An 18,820-nucleotide genomic window follows, 5' to 3' on the forward strand; every position below is an offset into this window, starting at 1 on the left:
GCCGCGGACGGCCTGAAGATCGTGATCGTCGGCGGGTTCGCCGTCGGCAAGACCACCATGGTGCGCTCGGTCAGCGAGATCCGGCCGCTGAGCACCGAGGAGACGATGACGCAGGCCGGCATCGGCATCGACGAGACCGGCGGCGTCGGCGGCAAGTCGACCACGACGGTCGCGTTCGACTTCGGCCGCATCACGCTGGACGAGCGCCTGGTGCTGTACCTGTTCGGCGCGCCCGGCCAGGAGCGGTTCTGGTTCGTGTGGGACCAGCTGTTCTCCGGGACGCTCGGCGCCGTCGTGCTGGTGGACGGCCGCCGCCTGGCCGATTCCTGGTACGCCATCGACCGTCTCGAACACCACGGGATGCCGTTCGTGGTCGCCCGCAACAACTTCGGCGAACCGGAGCACAGCCCGGCACAGGTGCGCGACGCGCTCGACCTGTCGCCCGAGGTGCCGCTGATCGACTGCGACGCCCGCGACCGGGAATCCAGCAAGGCCGTGCTGGTCGGGCTCGTCGAACACCTCCACACCCTGTCGACCGCCCGGGAGGCCACGCGGTGACCAGCCCCAACAAGTCTTCGGCGGACGAGGACACGCACGCCGGGGCCGCGACGTTCTACGGTCCGCGGTTCCAGAACAACCCCGAGGAGGTCTACCGGGAGTTGCGGCGCGAGCACGGCACCGTCGCGCCGGTGCTGCTCGAAGGCGGCGTGCCGGCGTGGTGCGCGCTCGGCTACCGCGAGGTCCACCACGTCACCAGCAACCCCGACCTGTTCGGCCGCGACTCCCGCCGCTGGAACGGCTGGAACTCGGTGCCCCACGACTGGTCGCTGCGGCCCTACGTCGAGCCCCAGCCGTCGGTGGTCTTCACCGAGGGCGAGGACCACCGCAAGCGCGGCGGCGCGCTGGCCGAGGCGCTGGCCGATGTGGACGAATTCGACCTGCGGTTGCAGGTCGAGCAGATCTGCGACGGCCTGATCGACGGCTTCGCCGGCCGCGGCGAGGCGGATCTGATCGCCGAGTACACGCACCAGATCCCGCTGCTGGCGCTGCTGAAGATCTACGGGCTGCCGGACGAGGAGGCTCCGACGCTGGTCCGGGACGTGGCGCTGTCCGCCGAGGAGGGCGACGAGGCGGTCCGGGCGCACGAGCGGGTCGTCGCGCGGATGCTGGCGCTGGCGGGGGAGAAGCGCGAGAACCCCGGCCGCGACGTGCCCTCGTTCCTGCAGGCGCACCCGGTGGGGTTCACCGACGAGGAGATCGCGGCGGACCTGTTCATCACGATGGGCGCGGGCTATCTGACCACTTCGGACTGGATGGGCAACACCATCCGGCTGATGCTCACCGACGAGCGCTTCGCGGTGACCCTCGCGGGCGGCCGCCGCAGCGTCGGCCAGGCCCTCAACGAGGTGCTGTGGGAGGACACCCCGACGCAGAACTTCGTCGGGCGCTGGGCGACCCAGGACACGCGGCTGGGCGGCAAGCGGATCCGCAAGGGCGACCTGGTGGTGCTCGGGCTGGCGGCGGCGAACACCGACCCGCAGGTGCGGCCGGACTCCTACGCGGGCGCGGCGGGCAACCAGGCGCACCTGTCGTTCAGCCACGGCGAGCACGGATGTCCGTTCCCCGCGCAGGAAATCGCGCGGATCATCACGACGACGGGCATCGAGGTGCTGCTGGACCGGCTGCCGGACGTGGCGCTGGCGGTGGCGCCGGAGGTCCTGGTGTGGCGCCCGTCGGTCTGGATGCGGGGCCTGACGGCCCTACCGGTCACCTTCACCTGGTACTGACGGTCCGCAGGGGTGTGCAGTTTCAATTGAAACTGCACACCACCACGTCTGTCCCCAGTTTCAATTGAAACTGCACCGGCTCTGCTCGGTGGGTGACAGTTTCAATTGAAACTGGGGACGAACGCGCCGGGGCGTTTCGCGTTGGCGGTCAGCGGGTCCAGTGGTAGCGGCGTTCCGGGCGGCCGGTGCCGCCGTAGCGGAGGCGGACCTCGGCGCGGCCCGAGGTGACGAAGTGTTCCAGGTACTTTCGCGCGCTGACGCGGGAAACGCCTGCGGCGTCCGCGCATTCCGCCGCCGACACGTCGCCGTCGGTCGCGGTCGTCTCGCGCAGGATGCGCTCGACGATCTGCGCCGTCTCGGTGGCCAGTCCCTTCGGCGGCGCCGCTCGGTGGGTCCGGGTGCCGAAGATCTGGTCGACGTCCTGTTGCGCGGCGGGGGAATCGCCGGGTAGTCCGCTGAGCTTCTGGTGCAGGGCGCGGAAGTTCTCCAGCTGGTCGCGCAGCGCCTCGTAGCTGAACGGCTTGATCAGGTAGTGCAGCGCCCCGCCGCGGATCGCGCCGCGCACGGTGTCCAGGTCGCGGGCCGCGGTGATCACGATGACGTCGGGGTCCGCCGACGGGCGAGCGGTGCTCGCGCGCAGCTCCCGCAGCACCGAGAGGCCGTCCATGTCGGGCAGGTAGATGTCCAGCAGCACGAGCTCCGGGCGCAGTTCGTCGACGGCGCGGATCGCGTCCGCGCCGGTGTGCGCCACCCCGACGATCTCGAACCCGTCGACGCGGGCCACGTATCCACTGTGGATCTTCGCGACCATGAAGTCGTCGTCCACCACCAACACCTTGATCACGATCCCGGCCCTTCCAGCGGCAGCCGCGCGGTGAAAACCGCGCCGTGCGCGTTGTGCACCTGCACCGAACCGCCGCGACGATGACAGATCTGCCTCGTCAACGCCAGACCCAGGCCGCGTTCGCCGCCGCGCGCGGCCTTGGTCGTGAAGCCGTGCCGGAACACCTCTTCGACGATCTCGGCGGCCACCCCGGGCCCGGAATCCCGCACCACCGCGGTGACTTCGTCGGTGCAGCGCAGGTCGATCTCGATCCACCGGTCCGCGTCGGCCGGACCGGCTTCGAGGGCGTCGAGCGCGTTGTCGATCAGGTTGCCCAGCACCGTGACGAGGTCGGCGGACAGCTCTTCGTCGATCTCCGGCAGGTAGCTGCCCTCGTTCAGGCGCAGGCCGACGCCGCGTTCGGCGGCGAGGCTGGCCTTGGCGATCAGCAGCGCGGCGGTGGCCGGGTCGTGGACCCGCGCGGTGACCTCGGCGTGCCACTGCTCGCGGGTGTGGCTGATGCGGTGCACGTAGCGCTGCAGCTCCTCGTACTCGCCCAGCTCGACCAGCCCGGAGATGATGTGCAGCCGGTTGCTGAACTCGTGCGCCTGGGCGCGCAGGGTGTCGGTGGTGTCCCGGTGCACCGCGAGTTCCCGTTGCAGGTCCACGAGTTCGGTGCGGTCGCGCATGGTCACCACGGCGCCGACCGACGAGATCGGCATCCGGTTGAGCACCACGACCTTGCCGCGCCGCAGCACGATCTGGTCCACGCCGTCGGTGCGGCCGGTGAGCACGTCGCGGGCGCGGTCGTTGAGGTCCAGCGAGTCGATGTCGCTGCCCACGCAGTCGGCCGGCAGCGACAGCAGGCGGCGCGCCTGGTCGTTGACCAGCGTGATGCGGTTCTGCTCGTCGACGCCCAGCACGCCTTCGCGAACGCCGTGCAGCAGGGCCTCGCGGTGCTCGACGAGCCGGGTGATCTCCTGCGGTTCCAGGCCGAGCGTCTGCCGCTTCACCCGCCGGGCGAGCAGCACCGATCCGGCGATGCCGAGCACGGTGGCGAAGGCCAGCAGGGTCAGCGGGTTCTCCGGCGCCTGGCGCAGCCCCTGCAGCAGGTCCGGGGGGTTGCGGCCGGCCGCGACGACGCCGAGGACGCGCGCGTCCTCGGAGATCACCGGCACTTGGGCGACCAGCGAACCGGCGCCGTCCAGCTCGATCTCGCCGACCCACGAGCGGCCGCCCAGCGCGGTCTCGGACTTCGGCAGCAGCTGCCCGCGCTGCCCGGGATCGGGCGAGGTGAGCACGATGCCGCGCTGGTCGGTGATGATCACGTAGTCGGCGCCGGAGAGGTTGCGGGTGCTCTCGGCGAAGATCGGCAGCGTGTCGCGCTTGTAGGGGTCTTCGAGGCTGACGCGCACTCCGGAGGTGGCGGCGAGGTCTTCGGCGACCGACAGCATCTTGCGGCCCTCGGTGGCCCGGAACGCGGAGTCGGTCTGCGCGACGGAGAACACCGCGATCGAGGCGAGCAGCAGGACGATGATCAGCAGCTGCCACCCGAGCAACTGCCGAGACAACGATCCCTGCACCCGCAACACCGCGCCCGCCTCCTCCACCACCGGCTCGAACGTTAACCGCCGGGGTTCGGCGAACGCGCGGCACCCCACCATCGCCGCAGGTCAGCGATCGATTTCAGGGTGTGATCACCGGGCGCGCCGCTCGCGGAGCGCTTCGGTCGCGCCGACGTACTTCAGCAGCAGGCGGGCGAATTCCAGCCGTTCCCGCTCGGGCCGGCCCCCGGGTGATGTGCTCGTGCGCTTCGCGCTGCTGCCGCCGGAATCGGTCCAGCAGCTCGGCGCCGTCCGGGCCGGCTCCGCGGGGAGTCGGCCACCGCTCCCGGTTACAAAAGTGACAAAAGTTTCGTTATGTACGCAACGGCGACAGTGCGGTGGTGGCGCGGCAGCATGGCATCACTCGGCCCTCGACCGCGGAGACGAACTCCCCGTGCACGCAGTGCGTTCGTCGCCGTCGGCGGGTCCTCCGGCCGACGAATCCCGGGTGATTCCGCGGCGCGGTGCGCAGGCCGCGGAATCGCGGGAGGAGGAACGGGTGGACACCTGACACCCCCAGGTACCCACCTCGTGGTGGCCCGGTCGCACATCCCCCGGCGACCGGGCCGCTGCTTTCCCTCCGGGGTGCGGCCCGTCCCCCGAACTCGGGAACCGGTTGCACGGCACGGTGATGCATCCGGCGGCGGTGATCGAGTTGTGATGGCGTCTCCCACGGCAATGCCCGACTCCAGGGAGGTTTTCCATGCGTCGTCCACTCATCACTGTGCTGCTCGGCGGTCTGGTCGTATTGGGGGCGTCCGGCACCGCCGTCGCGGCTGAAGGGGCCAAACCCCTCGGGCTGGACAGGCTCCTCACCGCGACGGTGCTGGACGCGTCCTCGCACGACGGGGAGTCCCACGACGGAACCACGCACACCAGCACCTCGTCGCCGGACGGATCCGAGCCTCAGACCAAGCCGTACCCCAAGCCGCAACCGCAGACCAAGCCCCAGCCCCAGCTCGAAGATCAGCCGCAGGACTAGCGCCAGGGACCGCCGCGCCGCGCCCGGTCGGCTACGGGCGCGGCGCGGCGTTGCTCCTGACGAGCGATTCGAAGGCCGCGACGTCGCCGATGATTTCCTCGGCCCGCTCCGGGGATTCGTACAGTCCGAAGTAGTGTTCGCCCACCTCGGCGGCGTTTTCGGCGGTGACTCCGGTGGCGATCGTGACCGCTGCGGCGTGGACCCCCTTCGGGGCGAGCTCGATGTGCAGTGCGTGCGCCCAGTTCCGCAGGCCAGCCATCGCCAGCCCCACGTTGCCCAGGAAAGGCGCGGGCACCAGCGACGACACCCCGGTGGTCAGCAGCAGCGATCCGTGGCCGCGTGCCACCATGCCGGGGAGCACGTGGCTGACGGCGGTGACCGCGCCCAGGGTGCACAGCTCGAACTGCGCGCTCGCGGCATCGGCATCGGTCTCGGCGGCCGAGGTGATCGGCGCTTGCGGACCGGGGCTGTATTCGAGCACGTCGATCGGCCCGAGCGCGCGCTGCGCTTCGTCGAGAGCGCCGGTCAGAGCGTCGCGGTCCCGCACATCCGCCGGGTGCGCGGTCGCGGTGATGCCGCTGCTCTCCAGGTCCCGGACGGATTCGGCGAGGCGCGCCCCGTTCCGCGCGATCAGCCCGATCCGGAACCCGCGCCTGCCGAACGCCCGCGCGACGCCCATCCCGAGCCCCGGCCCGGCCCCGACGACCACCAGATTCTTGTGCACCAGCTGCCCTTTCCGCGTCACCGCTGGTCACCGGCCGTGTGTTTGTGGTGCCGCTATGGCAGCGCAAAGCACGCACGGCCGTCCGCCAGCGGAAACGGCTGAACTTTCCAATACTTACGTTTTGTGCGCAGACACATCCTTTGGTACCAAAGGAGTCCGCACAAGACGGCACATTCCTGTCGGTCACGCACACGGAGGTAACCATTGACCCGCGCCGATGCAGCGGAAGCAGCGGCCTGCCAGGAGGTGCTGGGAATCCTGGCGCTGGTCGGGGACAAGTGGAGCCTGCTCGTCGTCGGGCAGCTCCGGGATGGGCCGCTTCGCTTCGGCGAACTGCACCGCGCCGTTCGCGGCATTTCGCAGCGGATGCTCACCCTGACGCTCCGCAAGCTGGAACGCGACGGCCTGGTCAGCCGCTCCGTGCACGCGAGCGTGCCACCGCGCGTCGACTACGCGCTGACCGAGCTCGGTGATTCGCTGCTCGGCCCGGCGCTCGCGCTCGGCGAGTGGGCGATCGAACACCGCACCGAGATCGCGGCGAACCGCCTTCGCTACGACGCGCGCTGAGCCGACCGGCGCGGTTGCGACGATCCGGTGAGCCGACCGGCGCGGTTGCGACGATCCGGTGATCGTGTTGATCCGCTGGACGAACCCCCCTGCTCCAAGGGAATCTGGGGCGATCCGGGGCGACCGAGACTGGAGAGGGCAGGCGATGACGAAGCGTCCGCTGGAACCGTTGAGCTCCGACGAGATCGTGCGCAACCGCGAGGTCCTGCAGGGCGCGGGACTCCTGCGCGAATCGACCCGGTTTCCCCTGGTGCAGCTGGAGGAACCGGCGAAGGCCGTGGTGCTGGCGGGCGGCGATTTCGATCGCCAGGTGCGTTCGGTGCTGCTCGACACGAAGACGGGTGAGCTGACCACCACCGTGGTGTCGCTGACCGGCGATCGGGTGGTGGAGCGGCACACCGTCGACCCGGTCGAGCACGGCCAGCCGCCGGTGATGCTGACCGAGTACGAGCTGGTCGAGAAGATCGTGCGCGCCGACGAGACGTGGCGGCAGGCGATCCGCGACCGCGGCATCGAAGACGTCGACGAGGTGCGGGTCTGCCCGCTGTCCGCTGGCTGGTTCGGCGTCGCGGAGGAGAGCGGTCGCCGGATGCTGCGGGCTCTGGCGTTCGTGCAGAACGACCCGGACGAACTGCCGTGGGCGCACCCGGTGGACGGGCTGGTGGCCTACGTCGACGTCATCGAGCAGCGCGTGCTGGAGGTCGTCGACGACCGCCACCTGCCAGTCCCGGCGGAGAGCGGCAACTACCCCGACCAGGAGCTGTTCGGCCCGCAGCGCGACACGCTGAAGCCGATCGAGATCACCCAGCCCGAGGGGCCGAGCTTCGCCGTCGACGGCCACGAGGTGCGCTGGGAGAACTGGCGCTTCCGCGTCGGTTTCGACCCGCGCGAAGGCCTGGTGCTGCACCAGCTGTCGTTCCGCGACGGCGACCGGGAGCGGCCGGTGATCTACCGCGCCTCGGTCGCCGAGATGCTGGTCAACTACGGCGATCCGGCCCCGGCGCGGTTCTGGCAGAACTACTTCGACTCCGGCGAGTACTCGCTGGGCAAGCTCGCCAACGAGCTCGTCCTCGGCTGCGACTGCCTCGGCGAGATCCACTACTTCGACGCGGTGGTGGCGCAGGAGGACGGCGCGCCCCGGACGCTGCGCAACGCGGTGTGCATGCACGAGGAGGACTTCGGCGTGCTGTGGAAGCACACCGACGTGTTCACCGGATCGGCCGAGACCCGGCGGCAGCGGCGACTGGTGATCTCGTTCTTCTCCAGCGTCGGCAACTACGACTACGGCTTCTACTGGTACCTCTACCTGGACGGCACCATCCAGCTGGAGGTCAAGGCCACCGGCATCGTGTTCACCTCGTCCTACCCGGCGGAGGGCTCGCGCTGGGCCAGCGAGCTCGCCCCCGGCCTCGGCGCGCCGTTCCACCAGCACCTGTTCAGCGCGCGGCTGGACATGATGGTCGACGGCACCAGCAACGCCGTCGACGAGGTGCAGGCGAAGCGCGAGCCGATCAGTGCGGAGAACCCGCACGGCAACGCCTTCACCCGCAGCGTCACCCGGCTGTCGCGGGAGAGCGACGCCGGGCGGGAGGCCGATCCGGCCAGCGGGCGGGCCTGGCACGTGGTCAACACCGAGCGCACCAACCGGCTCGGCCAGCCGGTCGGATACGCGCTGCACCCGCAGGGCTATCCGGTGCTGCTGGCGGATCCCGGTTCTTCGATCGCGAAGCGCGCCGAGTTCGCGACCAAGCACCTGTGGGTCACCCGGTACGCGGCGGACGAGCGGTACCCGGCGGGGGAGTGGGTGAACCAGAGCCACGGCGGCGCGGGCATCCCGGCGTTCACGGCGGAGGACCGCGGCATCGACGGCGAGGACATCGTGCTGTGGCACACCTTCGGCCTGACGCACTTCCCGCGCGCGGAGGACTGGCCGGTGATGCCGGTGGACCTCTGCGGCTTCACCCTCAAGCCGGTCGGCTTCTTCGACCGGAACCCGACGCTCGACGTTCCGCCCGGCAACGGCACCGCGTCGCACTGCTGCGAGAGCTGACCGGGGGGTCGTGAGTGCGGAAGCCGGTTCTTACCGGTTCTCGCACTCACGACCGCCGGCTCCCCGCGCTGATGAGAAGCTGTCGGGGTGAGCACCCCCAAGCGATGCCCCTGCGGCCTCGGCGAACCGTTCGCCGAGTGCTGCGCCCGCCTGCACGCCGGCGAGCGCCGCGCGGCCACGGCCGAGCAGCTCATGCGCTCGCGGTTCAGCGCGTTCGCGGTCGGCGACACGGCCTACCTGCTGGCCTCGTGGCACCCCTCGACCCGGCCGGACTCGCTGAGCCTCGATCCCGACCAGCGCTGGGTCCGCCTCGAAATCCTCGACCGCACCGGCGGCGGGCCGTTCGACGCGGAGGGCACGGTCCGGTTCGAGGCGCACTACCGCCTGGGCGGACGAGCCGGAGTGCTGACCGAGGACAGCCGCTTCGTCCGGGAGGACGGGGCCTGGTTCTACGTCGACGGCGACCACGACTGACCGCAGTTTCAATTGAAACTGCGGTTACGACAGCTCGGATTCGGCGGCTCGGAGGGCGGCGAACTCCTCCTCGGGGGCGTTGGCGATCAGGTGGTGGCGGCTGTAGAACCAGAAGTAGGCCAGGGCCGCCAGGAAGATCAGGGCCATGATGGCCGCCGCGACCATGTCCACGATGAACGTCGCGATCACCGCCGCGATCGCCAGCACCAGCGCGACCGAGGTCGTCACGATTCCGCCGGGGGTCCGGTACGGGCGCTCCAGGCCCGGTTCGCGGAAGCGCAGGACGATGTGCGAGAGGTTCAGCAGCACGTAGGAGATCGTCGCGCCGAACACCGCGATGTTGATCAGCAGCGCCCCGTCGCGGGTGGCGGCGGCCAGCACGAAGCCGATGGTGCCCGGCACCACCAGCGCCAGGTACGGGGTGCGGCGCTTGCCGGTCACCGACAGCCAGCGCGGCAGGTACCCCGCGCGGGACAGCGCGAACAGCTGCCGGGACGCGGCGTAGATGATGGAGAAGAAGCTCGCCACCAGCCCGGCCAGGCCCACGTAGTTGACGATCTCGGCGAGCGCGTTGTCGCCGCCGGTGGCGGCGCGCACCGCCGCGGGCAGCGGGTTGTCGGCGTCGGCGATGGCCGCTGACCCGGCCCCGCCCGGCGCGACCACCAGGATGGCCGCGGCGAACACCAGCAGCACCGCGATCGCCGCGATGATCCCGCGCGGCATGTCCTTGCGCGGGTCGCGGGCCTCCTCCGCGGCCAGCGGAACCCCTTCCACGGCGAGGAAGAACCAGATGCCGTACACCAGCGAGGCGAGCACCCCGGCGTAGCCGAACGGCAGGAACGCGCTGGCGCCCGCGGCGTCCACCGGTGCGATGTCGAACAGCTTCGCCGCCGAGAACTGCGGGATCATGCCGACCACGAAGGCGATCAGGGCGACCACGGCCACGGCGGTGATGCCGAACATCAGCCGCAGCGCCTCGCCCACGCCGTAGAGGTGGATGCCGATGAAGACGGCGAAGCACGCCAGGTACACCGGCCAGCTGCTGGTCAGCCCGAACAGCCCCAGCGATTCCACGTAGCCGCCGATGAACACCGCGATGGCGGCCGGCGCGATGGCGTACTCGATGAGGATCGCGGTGCCGGTGGCGAAGCCGCCGAGCGGGCCGAGGGCGCGGCGGGCGAAGCCGTACCCGGCCCCGGCCACCGGCAGCGCCGAGGCCATCTCGGCCAGCCCGAACACCATGCAGGTGTACATGGTCGCCATCAGCACCGTGGCCAGGAGCAGCCCGCCCCAGCCGCCCTCGGCCAGCCCGAAGTTCCACCCGGCGAAGTCGCCGGAGATCACGTACGAGACGCCGAGCCCGGCGAGCAGGACCCAGCCCGCCGCGCCCTGCCGGAGCCGGCGCTTGTCCAGGTAGTCGCTGCCGACCTGTTCGTAGTCCACCTGCCGCCGCTTCTCGGTCATGGCGGAGTCCTCTCCCGGGATTGGTATGACCGTGGCCCATTGATTAGTTGGGCAGCGTGCTGCCGCCCCCGGGCGATGTCAATACCCGTGGCCGGAACTCGACGCCGAATCCATGCGAGCAGCCGAACGGGTGTTGACACGCCGAGTCGGCGACTGCTTCCATTGGCCCGCGTTCAAAGGTCTGGTCCCATACCAATGCATGGCCGGCTGGTTCGGCCGAAGGGAGCCACCGGTGTCGCCCAACGAGCAGCTGACCGTCGGACGACTGCGCGAGCTGGTCGCCTCCGGCGAGGTGGACACGGTCGTCGTCGCGCTGACCGACATGCAGGGCAGGTTGCAGGGCAAGCGGTGCTCGGCCCGCTACTTCCTCGACGAGGTGCTCGCCCACGGCACCGAGGCGTGCAACTACCTGCTCGCCGTCGACGTCGACATGACCACTGTGGACGGCTATGCGATGACCTCGTGGGAGACGGGTTACGGCGACTTCGTGCTGAGCCCGGACCTCGCAACCCTGCGCAGGATCCCGTGGCAGGAGGCGACCGCTCTGGTGCTCTGCGACGTGCTGTGGCATTCCGGTGAGCCGGTCGCCCCGTCGCCGCGGCAGGTGCTGCGCGGGCAGCTCGACCGGCTCGCCGGGCTCGGGCTCACCGCGCACGTCGGAACGGAGCTGGAGTTCCTGGTCTTCCGCGACACCTACGAGCAGGCGTGGGACAAGCGCTACCACGAGTTGTCCCCGGCCAACCAGTACAACGTGGACTACTCCATCGCCGGGACCAGCCGGATCGAGGGGCTGCTGCGGCGGATCCGCAACGACATGACCGGCGCCGGGCTGTACGTGGAGTCGGCCAAGGGCGAGTGCAACCTGGGCCAGCACGAGATCGCCATCCGCTACTCCGACGCGCTGACCAGCTGCGACAACCACGCGCTCTACAAGAACGGCGCCAAGGAGATAGCCGCCGTGGAGGGCGTGAGCCTCACCTTCATGGCCAAGTACGACGCCCGCGAGGGCAACTCCTGCCACATCCACGTGAGCCTGCGCGACGACGCCGGTCCGGCGATGCCCGGCGCCGGGGAGCACGGGTTCTCCCCGGTCATGGAGCACTTCATCGCGGGCCAGCTGGCCTGCCTGCCGGAGCTGACCTGCTTCCTCGCGCCGAACATCAACTCCTACAAGCGCTTCGCGGCCGGCAGTTTCGCGCCCACCACCATCGCGTGGGGCCGGGACAACCGGACTTGTGCGCTGCGGGTGGTCGGCCACGGCGATGGCCTGCGGGTGGAGAACCGGGTGCCGGGCGGCGACGTCAACCCGTACCTGGCGGTGGCGGCGATCCTGGCGGCCGGGCTGCATGGGATATCCGAGGAACTGCCGTTGGAACCGATGCTCTCGGGCAACGCCTACGCCTCCGGCAAACCCACGGTCCCGACGACGCTGCGCGAGGCCGCCGGGCTGCTGGCCGGGAGCAAGGTCGCGGTCGAGGCGTTCGGCCAGGACGTCGTCGACCACTACGTCAACGCGGCCCGGGTGGAACTGGCCGCCTTCGACGCGGCGATCACCGACTGGGAGCGGATCCGTGGGTTCGAACGCCTCTGACCGGCCGATCATCGGCATCAGCACCTACGTCGAAGCGGCGAGCTGGGGGGTCTGGCACCGCGAAGCGGCCCTGCTGCCCACGACCTACGTGGACGCGGTGCACCGCGGCGGCGGATTCCCGGTGCTGCTACCGGTCCTCCCGGGTGAGCCCGATCTGTCCGCTGTGGACGGTCTGGTGCTCGCCGGCGGTGCGGACATCGACCCGGCGCGCTACGGCGGGCGGCCGCACGCCGAGCTCGGCCCGATCCGGCCGCCCCGGGACGGCTGGGAGATCCGGCTGCTGCGCGCCGCGCTCGACCGCGACCTGCCGGTGCTCGGTGTCTGCCGGGGTGCGCAGATCATGAACGTCGCGCTCGGCGGAACCCTGCACCAACACCTCCCGGACCTCGTCGAGCACCGGGATCACCAGCCGGAGCGGGCGGTCTTCGGCAGGACGAAGGTGGAGCTGAGCCCGGGCAGCCGGATCGCGGAGATCCTCGGCGACCACGTCGAGGTGCCCTGCTACCACCACCAGGCCATCGCCGAGGCCGCCCCGCGGCTCGCCGTCACCGGGCGGGCCGGCGACGGCACCGTCGAGGCGGTGGAGCCGGCCGGGGCGCGGTTCGCGCTCGGCGTCCAGTGGCATCCGGAAGAAGACGCAGCCGACGACCGGCTGTTCGTGGCGCTTGCCGCGGCGGCGAAGGAGGTACGCGGTGACCACCGCGCATGAAGTGATCAACCCGGCGACCGAGCAGGTCGTGACCACCGTGCAGCTGTGCTCCGTCGACGAGACCGACGCCGCCATCGCGCGGGCGGTCCGCGCGCAGCGGTCCTGGCAGGCCCTCGCCCCGGCGGAGCGGGGACGGCTGCTGCGCAGGTTCGCCGCGGCGGTGGACGCAGACATCGAGGACCTGGCGCGGCTGGAAGTGCGCAATTCCGGCCACACCATCGGGAACGCGCGAGGCGAGGCGGCCAACGTGCGGGACGTGCTGGAGTACTACGCCGCCGCACCGGACCGGCTCTTCGGCCGCCAGATCCCGGTGGCCGGCGGCGTGAACATCACGTTCCAGGAGCCGCTGGGCGTGGTCGGCGTGATCGTGCCGTGGAACTTCCCGATGCCCATCGCCGCGTGGGGGTTCGCCCCGGCCCTGGCCGCGGGCAACGCGGTGGTGCTCAAGCCCGCCGAGCTCACGCCGCTCACCGCGGTCCGGATCGGCGAACTGGCGCTGGCGGCGGGACTTCCGGAAGGGCTGCTGCAGGTCCTGCCCGGCCGGGGCGCGGTAGTCGGGGAGCGGTTCGTCACCCACCCCGACGTGCGCAAGGTGGTCTTCACCGGCTCGACCGCGGTGGGCCGGCGGATCATGGCCGGGTGCGCGAGCCAGGTCAAGCGCGTGACGCTGGAGCTGGGCGGCAAAAGTGCCAACATCGTCTTCGCCGACGCGGACCTGGAGCGCGCGGCGGCGACGGCGCCCTACGGCGTCTTCGACAACGCCGGGCAGGACTGCTGCGCGCGGTCCCGGATCCTCGTGCAGCGCAACGTCTACGACCGGTTCATGGAGCTGCTGGAACCGGCGGTGCGCGGTGTCGTCGTCGGCGACCCGGCCGACGAGAAGACCGAGATGGGGCCGCTGATCTCGGCCGCGCACCGCGCCAAGGTCGCAGGATACGTCCCCGACGGCGCGCCGGTGGCGTTCCAGGGCGAAGCGCCGGCGGGCAGCGGATTCTGGTTCCCGCCAACGGTTCTCACGCCCGATCCGGCGGATCCGGCGTTCGCCGAGGAGATCTTCGGGCCGGTCGTCGCGGTGGTGCCCTTCGAGGACGAGGCCGACGCGGTGCGCATCGCCAACGACACCGCGTACGGCCTGTCCGGGTCGATCTGGACCCGCGACGTGGCGCGTGCGTTGCGGGTGTCGCGCGCGGTCGAGGCCGGGAACCTCTCGGTCAACTCGCACTCCTCCGTGCGCTACAACACGCCGTTCGGCGGGTTCAAGCAGTCCGGGCTCGGCCGCGAGCTCGGGCCGGATGCGGTCGACGCGTTCACCGAGACCAAGAACGTCTTCATCCCGACTTCGGAGGACGCGTGAGCTCATGCGTCCGGCCTGGTGTCCCGAGAGAAACAGGGAGTGAGCAAATGCCGGAACGTTTGCAGGACCGCGTCGCCGTCATCACCGGCGGCGCCAGCGGGATCGGGCTGGCCACCGCCCGCCGGTTCGCCGCCGAGGGGGCCAAGGTCGTCATCGCCGACGTCGACCAGGACACGGGCAAGCGCGCGGCGGACGAGGTCGGTGGGCTGTTCGTGCAGACCGACGTCACCGACGGCGAAGCCGTCGAGCGGCTGTTCGCCACCGCCGACGCGGAGTTCGGCTCCGTCGACATCGCCTTCAACAACGCCGGCATCTCCCCGCCGGACGACGACTCCATCCTGGACACCGGCATCGAAGCGTGGCGGAAGGTGCAGGAGGTCAACCTCACCTCGGTGTACCTGTGCTGCAAGCACGTCCTGCCGTACATGCGGCGGCAGGGGAGGGGCTCGATCATCAACACCGCGTCGTTCGTGGCGGTGATGGGCGCGGCGACCTCGCAGATCTCCTACACCGCGAGCAAGGGCGGCGTGCTGGCGATGTCCCGCGAGCTCGGCGTGCAGTTCGCGCGGGAGGGCATCCGGGTCAACGCGCTGTGCCCGGGGCCGGTGAACACGCCGCTGCTGCAGGAGCTGTTCGCCAAGGACCCCGAGCGCGCCCAGCGGCGCCTGGTGCACGTCCCGATGGGGCGCTTCGCCGAGCCGACCGAGATCGCCGCCGCGGTCGCCTTCCTGGCCAGCGACGACGCGTCGTTCATCACGGCCTCGCAGTTCCTGGTCGACGGCGGCATCTCCGGCGCGTACGTCACGCCCCTGTGAGAACCGCAAGAACCACTCACGACCCCACAGCGCCAGGGCGACGTTGACGGGGTTCAATGGGAATCGGTGCGTTGATTCCCGTTGGAATCGCGGCAGGGCAGGCCGGGGGGAGTGACGTGAGCAGCCAGAACGAGCCGTTGGTGCTGCACAGCCGGGCGAGCGAGGCGCTGTTCCGAGCGGTGCGCACCGGCAACGCGTTCGAGGAGACGGTGGAGCGCCTGCTGCAGGCGATCCGGCTCGGCGTGGTGGCGCCGGGGGAGCGGCTGCCCGCGGAGCGGGAGCTGGCCGCCCGGCTCAACGTCAGCCGGGTGACGCTGCGGGAGGCGATCCGGGCGTTGCAGGAGTCCGGGTACGTCGAGTCCCGGCGCGGCCGCTACGGCGGCACGTTCGTCAACGTCGAACCGCCGCGCCCCAGCCGCAAGGGGCCGCGCCGGATCGCCCGGGAGATGGGCGTCGACCTGCACGACGCCCTCACCCACCGGCACGTGCTGGAGGTGGGCGCGGCCGAGCAGGCCGCGGCCCGGGACCTCGGCGAGGCCGAGCGCGCCCACCTGGTGTCGCGGCTGTCCGACGCGGGCACCGCGGAACTGCACAACTACCGGCGGATGGATTCGCGGCTGCACCTGGCGATCGCCGAGCTGTCCGGCTCGGCGTCGCTGACCTCGGCGGTCGCCGACGTGCGGATGCGCCTCAACGAGCTGCTCGACGCGATTCCCTTGCTGGAGCGCAACATCGTGCACTCCAACGAGCAGCACGAGGAGGTCGTGCGGGCCATCCTCGACGGCGATCCGGAGGCCGCGAGGCGGGCCATGGCCGAGCACCTGGAGGGCACCGCGTCGCTGCTGCGCGGCTTCCTGTCGTGACGGGTTCCCCGCAGTTTCAATTGAAACTGCGGTCACGACAGCTCGGAACCGCCCGCGCGGGGGCGCTGTGCTCGGCTCCGCGTCGACATCTCACCGTGGGCACCTCCCATCGTGGACGTAGCCTCGCCGATCAGCTTTACTCGGGTCCGATGACGCGAGAAAGGTGGGAGTCACACCACATCGCAGCAAGGTGTTCTGAGATGGTTGTGACAATCGGGCGAGCAGACCTGCGTTCTGCCTTCGAATCACCGCATTCCGGCTCTCCGCGCGCCGAACTCGGCGCAGCTTCCGGCAATCCTCCGAAACCCGGGTTCTAGGGCGTCTCCGCGACGTCACCGGAACGCCCACATTTCCCGGACCGGTCATGGGATCCGGGCCCGAGGCCGCGCGCCTCGGCTCCCGGATCGCCGACCGGTGCCCGAATTCTCGGAGGTAATCGGAGTGCTGGAGAACAATTCCGCCGACCAGCCCGCGGCGCGACGCCCGTGGCTGGTGCTCGGCATCCTCTGCATCGGCTTCTTCATGTCGTTGCTGGACGCGACGATCGTCAACATCGCGGTCCCGACCCTGATCGACGGCATCGGCGCCTCGTACGACCAGGTGCTGTGGGTGATCGATGCCTACCTGCTGGTCTTCTCGGCGCTGTTGATCACGACGGGACGGCTCGGGGACACCTTCGGATACCGGCGCCTGTTCCTGGTCGGCATCGCCGCCTTCACCGCCGCATCCGCGCTCTGCGGCCTCGCGAGCACGCCGGGACAGCTGCTCGGCGCGCGAGTGCTGCAGGGGCTGGGCGGCGCGCTGCTGTTCCCGCAGGTGATCTCGTCGATCCTGACGATCTTCCCGCCGCGGATGCGCGGCCGGGCGTTCGGCGTCTTCGGCGCGATCGCGGGTCTCGCGCCGATCCTCGGCCCGGTGTTCGGCGGGTTCATCGTCGACCACCTCGGCTGGCGCTGGATCTTCTTCGTCAACGTCCCCATCGGGGTGGCCACCGCGGTGCTGGTCCTGGTGTTCGTCCCGGAACTGCGCGTCGCACGCCCGCACAAGATCGACCTGGTGGGCGTCGTGCTCGCCACCGCGGGGCTGAGCGGGATCGTGTTCGGCCTCATCGAGGGCGAGCGCTACGACTGGGGAACGATCAGCGGGCCGATCGGCATCCCGTCGGTCATCGCGGCCGGCGTCGTGCTCCTGGCGCTGTTCGTCGGCTGGCAGCACGTTCAGCGCGGTGAGCCGCTGATGCCGCTGGGCCTGTTCGCCGGGCGGAACTTCGCGGCCGGGAACTGGATCGGCTTCGTCTTCCAGCTGGGCATGATCGGCACCGCGTTCGTGCTCGTCCTCTACCTGCAGATGGCGCAGGGGTATTCGCCGCTGGAAGCGGGTTTCGTCCTGCTGCCCAACGCCGTTCTCACCGCGATCGGCTCGGCGTATGCGGGGCGGCTGGCCGACGAGATCGGGGGCAAGCGCGTCCTCGCCGCGGGGATGCTCATGCTCGCGCTCGGTCTGGTGGTCATCGCCGCGATGGCGGGGCCGGACTCCGGAGCCTGGCCGCTCCTGCCCGGCCTGCTGATCATCGGCATCGCCAGCGGCGCGACGTTCGCGCCGTTGCAGCAGGTCACCATGGACGGCGTCGATCCCAGGTTCGCGGGTGCGGCGTCGGGGGTCGCAGGCACCACGCGGCAGGTCGGCGGGGTGCTGGGCACCGCGTTGGTGGGCGCCGTCCTGGCCTCCTGCCTGAACTCGGCCCTGCGCGGCGAAGCGGAGCTGCGGGCGGGCCAGTTGCCCGCGGGGTTGCGCGCGCAGTTCGTCGAGAGCGCGGTGGCCGGGGGAGGGCGGTTCAGCCCGCCGTCGGTGCCGGCTGGTCTGTCACCCGAGGACGCCGCCCTCTTCGCCCGGCTGGGCCACGAGGCGTTCGCGGTGGGGTTCGTCAGCGCGATGCAGGTGGTGCTGCTGGCGTCTGCCGGGGTGCTAGTGGTAGCGGCGTTGTTCTGCTTCGCGCTCAAGGGGAACGACCGAGCTTCGCTAGGCGAAGCGGCTAAGGCGGACGCTAGCTGACGTTCGACGGAGCAGCGGGCGCGGCGGAGGCCACGCCCGCTGCTCGGCCGCGAGGGGATCGTGCTCGCGGCGCTGCCGACGCCCGTCGATCTCGCCCCGTCCGAAGTCGGCCGGTTCGGGCGACGCACGGGCGCGGCCCAGGTCGCGGCGCGGTTCGAACAGGGGAACTAGACTTCGTCGAGTGGCGGACTACCGGATCGACGATCTTGCTCGGGCTGCGGGCACGACGGTGCGTAACGTGCGCGTCTACCAGGACCGGGAGCTGTTGCCGCCGCCTCGCCGGGAGGGGCGCACGGCGATCTACTCCGACGCGCACCTGGTGCGGCTGCGGCTGATCATCAACATGCTGGAGCGCGGTTACGCGTTCGCGCAGATCAAGGAGATGATCGCGGCCTGGGAGTCCGGGCGCAGCCTCGGCGAGGTGCTCGGGCTGGAGGAGGTCGTCGGCGCGTCCTGGGCGGACGAGGCGCCCCGCGCCGTCACGGTGGCGGAGCTGCGCAAGAAGTTCGGAAAGCAGTTCTCCCCGTCGAACATCAAGCGGTCGATCGAACTCGGCCTGCTGGAGCGGCGCGGCCGCAGTTTCGTCTCGCCGAGCCCGCAGCTGCTGGACGCCGGTGCGGAACTGGTAAGCCTCGGCGTGCCGCTCAACGAGGTGCTGGACCTCGCCGAGCAGCTGCAGAAGGACATCGACCACGTGGCGGAGATCCTGGTCGAGGTGGTGCGCAAGCACGTGCTGACCCGCCCGGTGCCCAGCGACGACGAGATCCCGTACTACTCCGACGTCCTGCAGCGGCTGCGGCCGCTGGTGATGTCCGCGCTCAACGCGGCCGCGGCGCGCTCGGCGGAGCGGGTCATCCCGGGCGTGCTCGGCGACAAGCTGGTGGAGCTGCTGGTGAACACCGGCAAGCCCGGCGAGGCGTCCTGATCGGCGTGGCCAGCCGCTCGTGAGCGGATCGCCTGG

17 protein-coding genes are annotated in these 18,820 nt (G+C 70.7%); 13 read left to right on the forward strand and 4 right to left on the reverse strand.

All coding sequences use genetic code 11. From position 1 onward, the window contains the following. Nucleotides 1-21: 21 nt before the first annotated feature. Nucleotides 22-558, forward strand: coding sequence for an ATP/GTP-binding protein (locus AB0H93_RS15385; RefSeq protein ID WP_358572999.1), 537 nt, complete (start codon nt 22-24; stop codon nt 556-558). Then, entirely contained in the window at nt 555-1,787 is a 1,233-nt protein-coding gene (locus AB0H93_RS15390; protein WP_358572652.1) for a cytochrome P450, read from the forward strand. Before AB0H93_RS15385 ends, AB0H93_RS15390 begins: the two co-directional genes overlap by 4 nt. Nucleotides 1,788-1,935: 148 nt before the next feature. Here the strand turns inward: AB0H93_RS15390 and AB0H93_RS15395 are convergent, their stop codons facing one another. Both AB0H93_RS15395 and AB0H93_RS15400 read right to left on the reverse strand, forming a co-directional pair. Continuing rightward, nucleotides 1,936-2,631 carry a response regulator gene (locus AB0H93_RS15395; RefSeq protein WP_358572654.1) on the reverse strand — a complete coding sequence of 232 codons (696 nt, stop codon included), beginning with the start codon at nt 2,629-2,631 and terminating at the stop codon, nt 1,936-1,938. Then, nucleotides 2,628-4,199, reverse strand: a complete 1,572-nt coding sequence (locus AB0H93_RS15400) for a sensor histidine kinase (protein ID WP_358573000.1) — start codon at nt 4,197-4,199, stop codon at nt 2,628-2,630. The genes AB0H93_RS15395 and AB0H93_RS15400 overlap by 4 nt, the downstream gene beginning before the upstream one ends. 718 nt (nt 4,200-4,917) lie before the next feature. Here AB0H93_RS15400 and AB0H93_RS15405 point away from each other — a divergent pair. Then, nucleotides 4,918-5,196 (forward strand): hypothetical protein, encoded by a 279-nt coding sequence (locus tag AB0H93_RS15405; RefSeq protein ID WP_358572656.1) that lies wholly within the window; start codon nt 4,918-4,920, stop codon nt 5,194-5,196. Between the two features lie 31 nt (nt 5,197-5,227). Here AB0H93_RS15405 and AB0H93_RS15410 read toward each other — a convergent pair whose 3' ends face one another. Then, the gene (locus AB0H93_RS15410) at nt 5,228-5,920 is read right to left on the reverse strand and encodes an SDR family NAD(P)-dependent oxidoreductase (protein ID WP_358572658.1); all 693 of its coding nucleotides are present in this window, start codon (nt 5,918-5,920) and stop codon (nt 5,228-5,230) included. A gap of 204 nt (nt 5,921-6,124) precedes the next feature. Here AB0H93_RS15410 and AB0H93_RS15415 point away from each other — a divergent pair, with 204 nt between their 5' ends. From AB0H93_RS15415 to AB0H93_RS15425, 3 genes are all read left to right on the forward strand, one after another. Further along, nucleotides 6,125-6,487, forward strand: a complete 363-nt coding sequence (locus AB0H93_RS15415) for a helix-turn-helix domain-containing protein (protein WP_358572660.1) — start codon at nt 6,125-6,127, stop codon at nt 6,485-6,487. A 145-nt stretch (nt 6,488-6,632) separates the two neighbouring features. Continuing rightward, a complete protein-coding gene (locus AB0H93_RS15420; RefSeq protein ID WP_358572662.1) occupies nt 6,633-8,537 on the forward strand; it encodes a primary-amine oxidase in 1,905 nt (634 codons plus the stop codon). 87 nt (nt 8,538-8,624) lie between these two features. Continuing rightward, on the forward strand, nt 8,625-9,011 hold the full coding sequence (locus AB0H93_RS15425; protein ID WP_358572664.1) for a YchJ family protein: 387 nt from the start codon (nt 8,625-8,627) through the stop codon (nt 9,009-9,011). A gap of 24 nt (nt 9,012-9,035) precedes the next feature. Here the strand turns inward: AB0H93_RS15425 and eat are convergent, their stop codons facing one another. Further along, nucleotides 9,036-10,475, reverse strand: coding sequence for an ethanolamine permease (eat, locus tag AB0H93_RS15430; RefSeq protein WP_358572666.1), 1,440 nt, complete (start codon nt 10,473-10,475; stop codon nt 9,036-9,038). A gap of 199 nt (nt 10,476-10,674) precedes the next feature. Here eat and AB0H93_RS15435 point away from each other — a divergent pair, with 199 nt between their 5' ends. The 7 genes from AB0H93_RS15435 to AB0H93_RS15465 all read left to right on the forward strand — a co-directional run bounded on the left by AB0H93_RS15435 (nt 10,675) and on the right by AB0H93_RS15465 (nt 18,784). Next, on the forward strand, nt 10,675-12,066 hold the full coding sequence (locus AB0H93_RS15435; RefSeq protein ID WP_358572668.1) for a glutamine synthetase family protein: 1,392 nt from the start codon (nt 10,675-10,677) through the stop codon (nt 12,064-12,066). Next, entirely contained in the window at nt 12,047-12,775 is a 729-nt protein-coding gene (locus AB0H93_RS15440) for a gamma-glutamyl-gamma-aminobutyrate hydrolase family protein (protein ID WP_358572670.1), read from the forward strand. The genes AB0H93_RS15435 and AB0H93_RS15440 overlap by 20 nt, the downstream gene beginning before the upstream one ends. Then, the gene (locus tag AB0H93_RS15445; protein WP_358572672.1) at nt 12,759-14,129 is read left to right on the forward strand and encodes an aldehyde dehydrogenase family protein; all 1,371 of its coding nucleotides are present in this window, start codon (nt 12,759-12,761) and stop codon (nt 14,127-14,129) included. The genes AB0H93_RS15440 and AB0H93_RS15445 overlap by 17 nt, the downstream gene beginning before the upstream one ends. Nucleotides 14,130-14,176: 47 nt before the next feature. Continuing rightward, nucleotides 14,177-14,944 carry a 3-oxoacyl-ACP reductase gene (locus AB0H93_RS15450; protein ID WP_358572674.1) on the forward strand — a complete coding sequence of 256 codons (768 nt, stop codon included), beginning with the start codon at nt 14,177-14,179 and terminating at the stop codon, nt 14,942-14,944. Between the two features lie 116 nt (nt 14,945-15,060). Next, on the forward strand, nt 15,061-15,807 hold the full coding sequence (locus AB0H93_RS15455) for a GntR family transcriptional regulator (protein ID WP_132494732.1): 747 nt from the start codon (nt 15,061-15,063) through the stop codon (nt 15,805-15,807). A gap of 441 nt (nt 15,808-16,248) precedes the next feature. After that, nucleotides 16,249-17,859 carry a DHA2 family efflux MFS transporter permease subunit gene (locus AB0H93_RS15460; protein WP_358572677.1) on the forward strand — a complete coding sequence of 537 codons (1,611 nt, stop codon included), beginning with the start codon at nt 16,249-16,251 and terminating at the stop codon, nt 17,857-17,859. Between the two features lie 181 nt (nt 17,860-18,040). Further along, nucleotides 18,041-18,784, forward strand: a complete 744-nt coding sequence (locus AB0H93_RS15465) for a MerR family transcriptional regulator (RefSeq protein WP_358572679.1) — start codon at nt 18,041-18,043, stop codon at nt 18,782-18,784. Nucleotides 18,785-18,820 lie beyond the last annotated feature (36 nt).

Origin of the sequence: Saccharopolyspora sp. NPDC050642, from assembly GCF_040654735.1 — a bacterium.
Classification (GTDB): Bacteria; Actinomycetota; Actinomycetes; order Mycobacteriales; family Pseudonocardiaceae; genus Saccharopolyspora; species Saccharopolyspora elongata.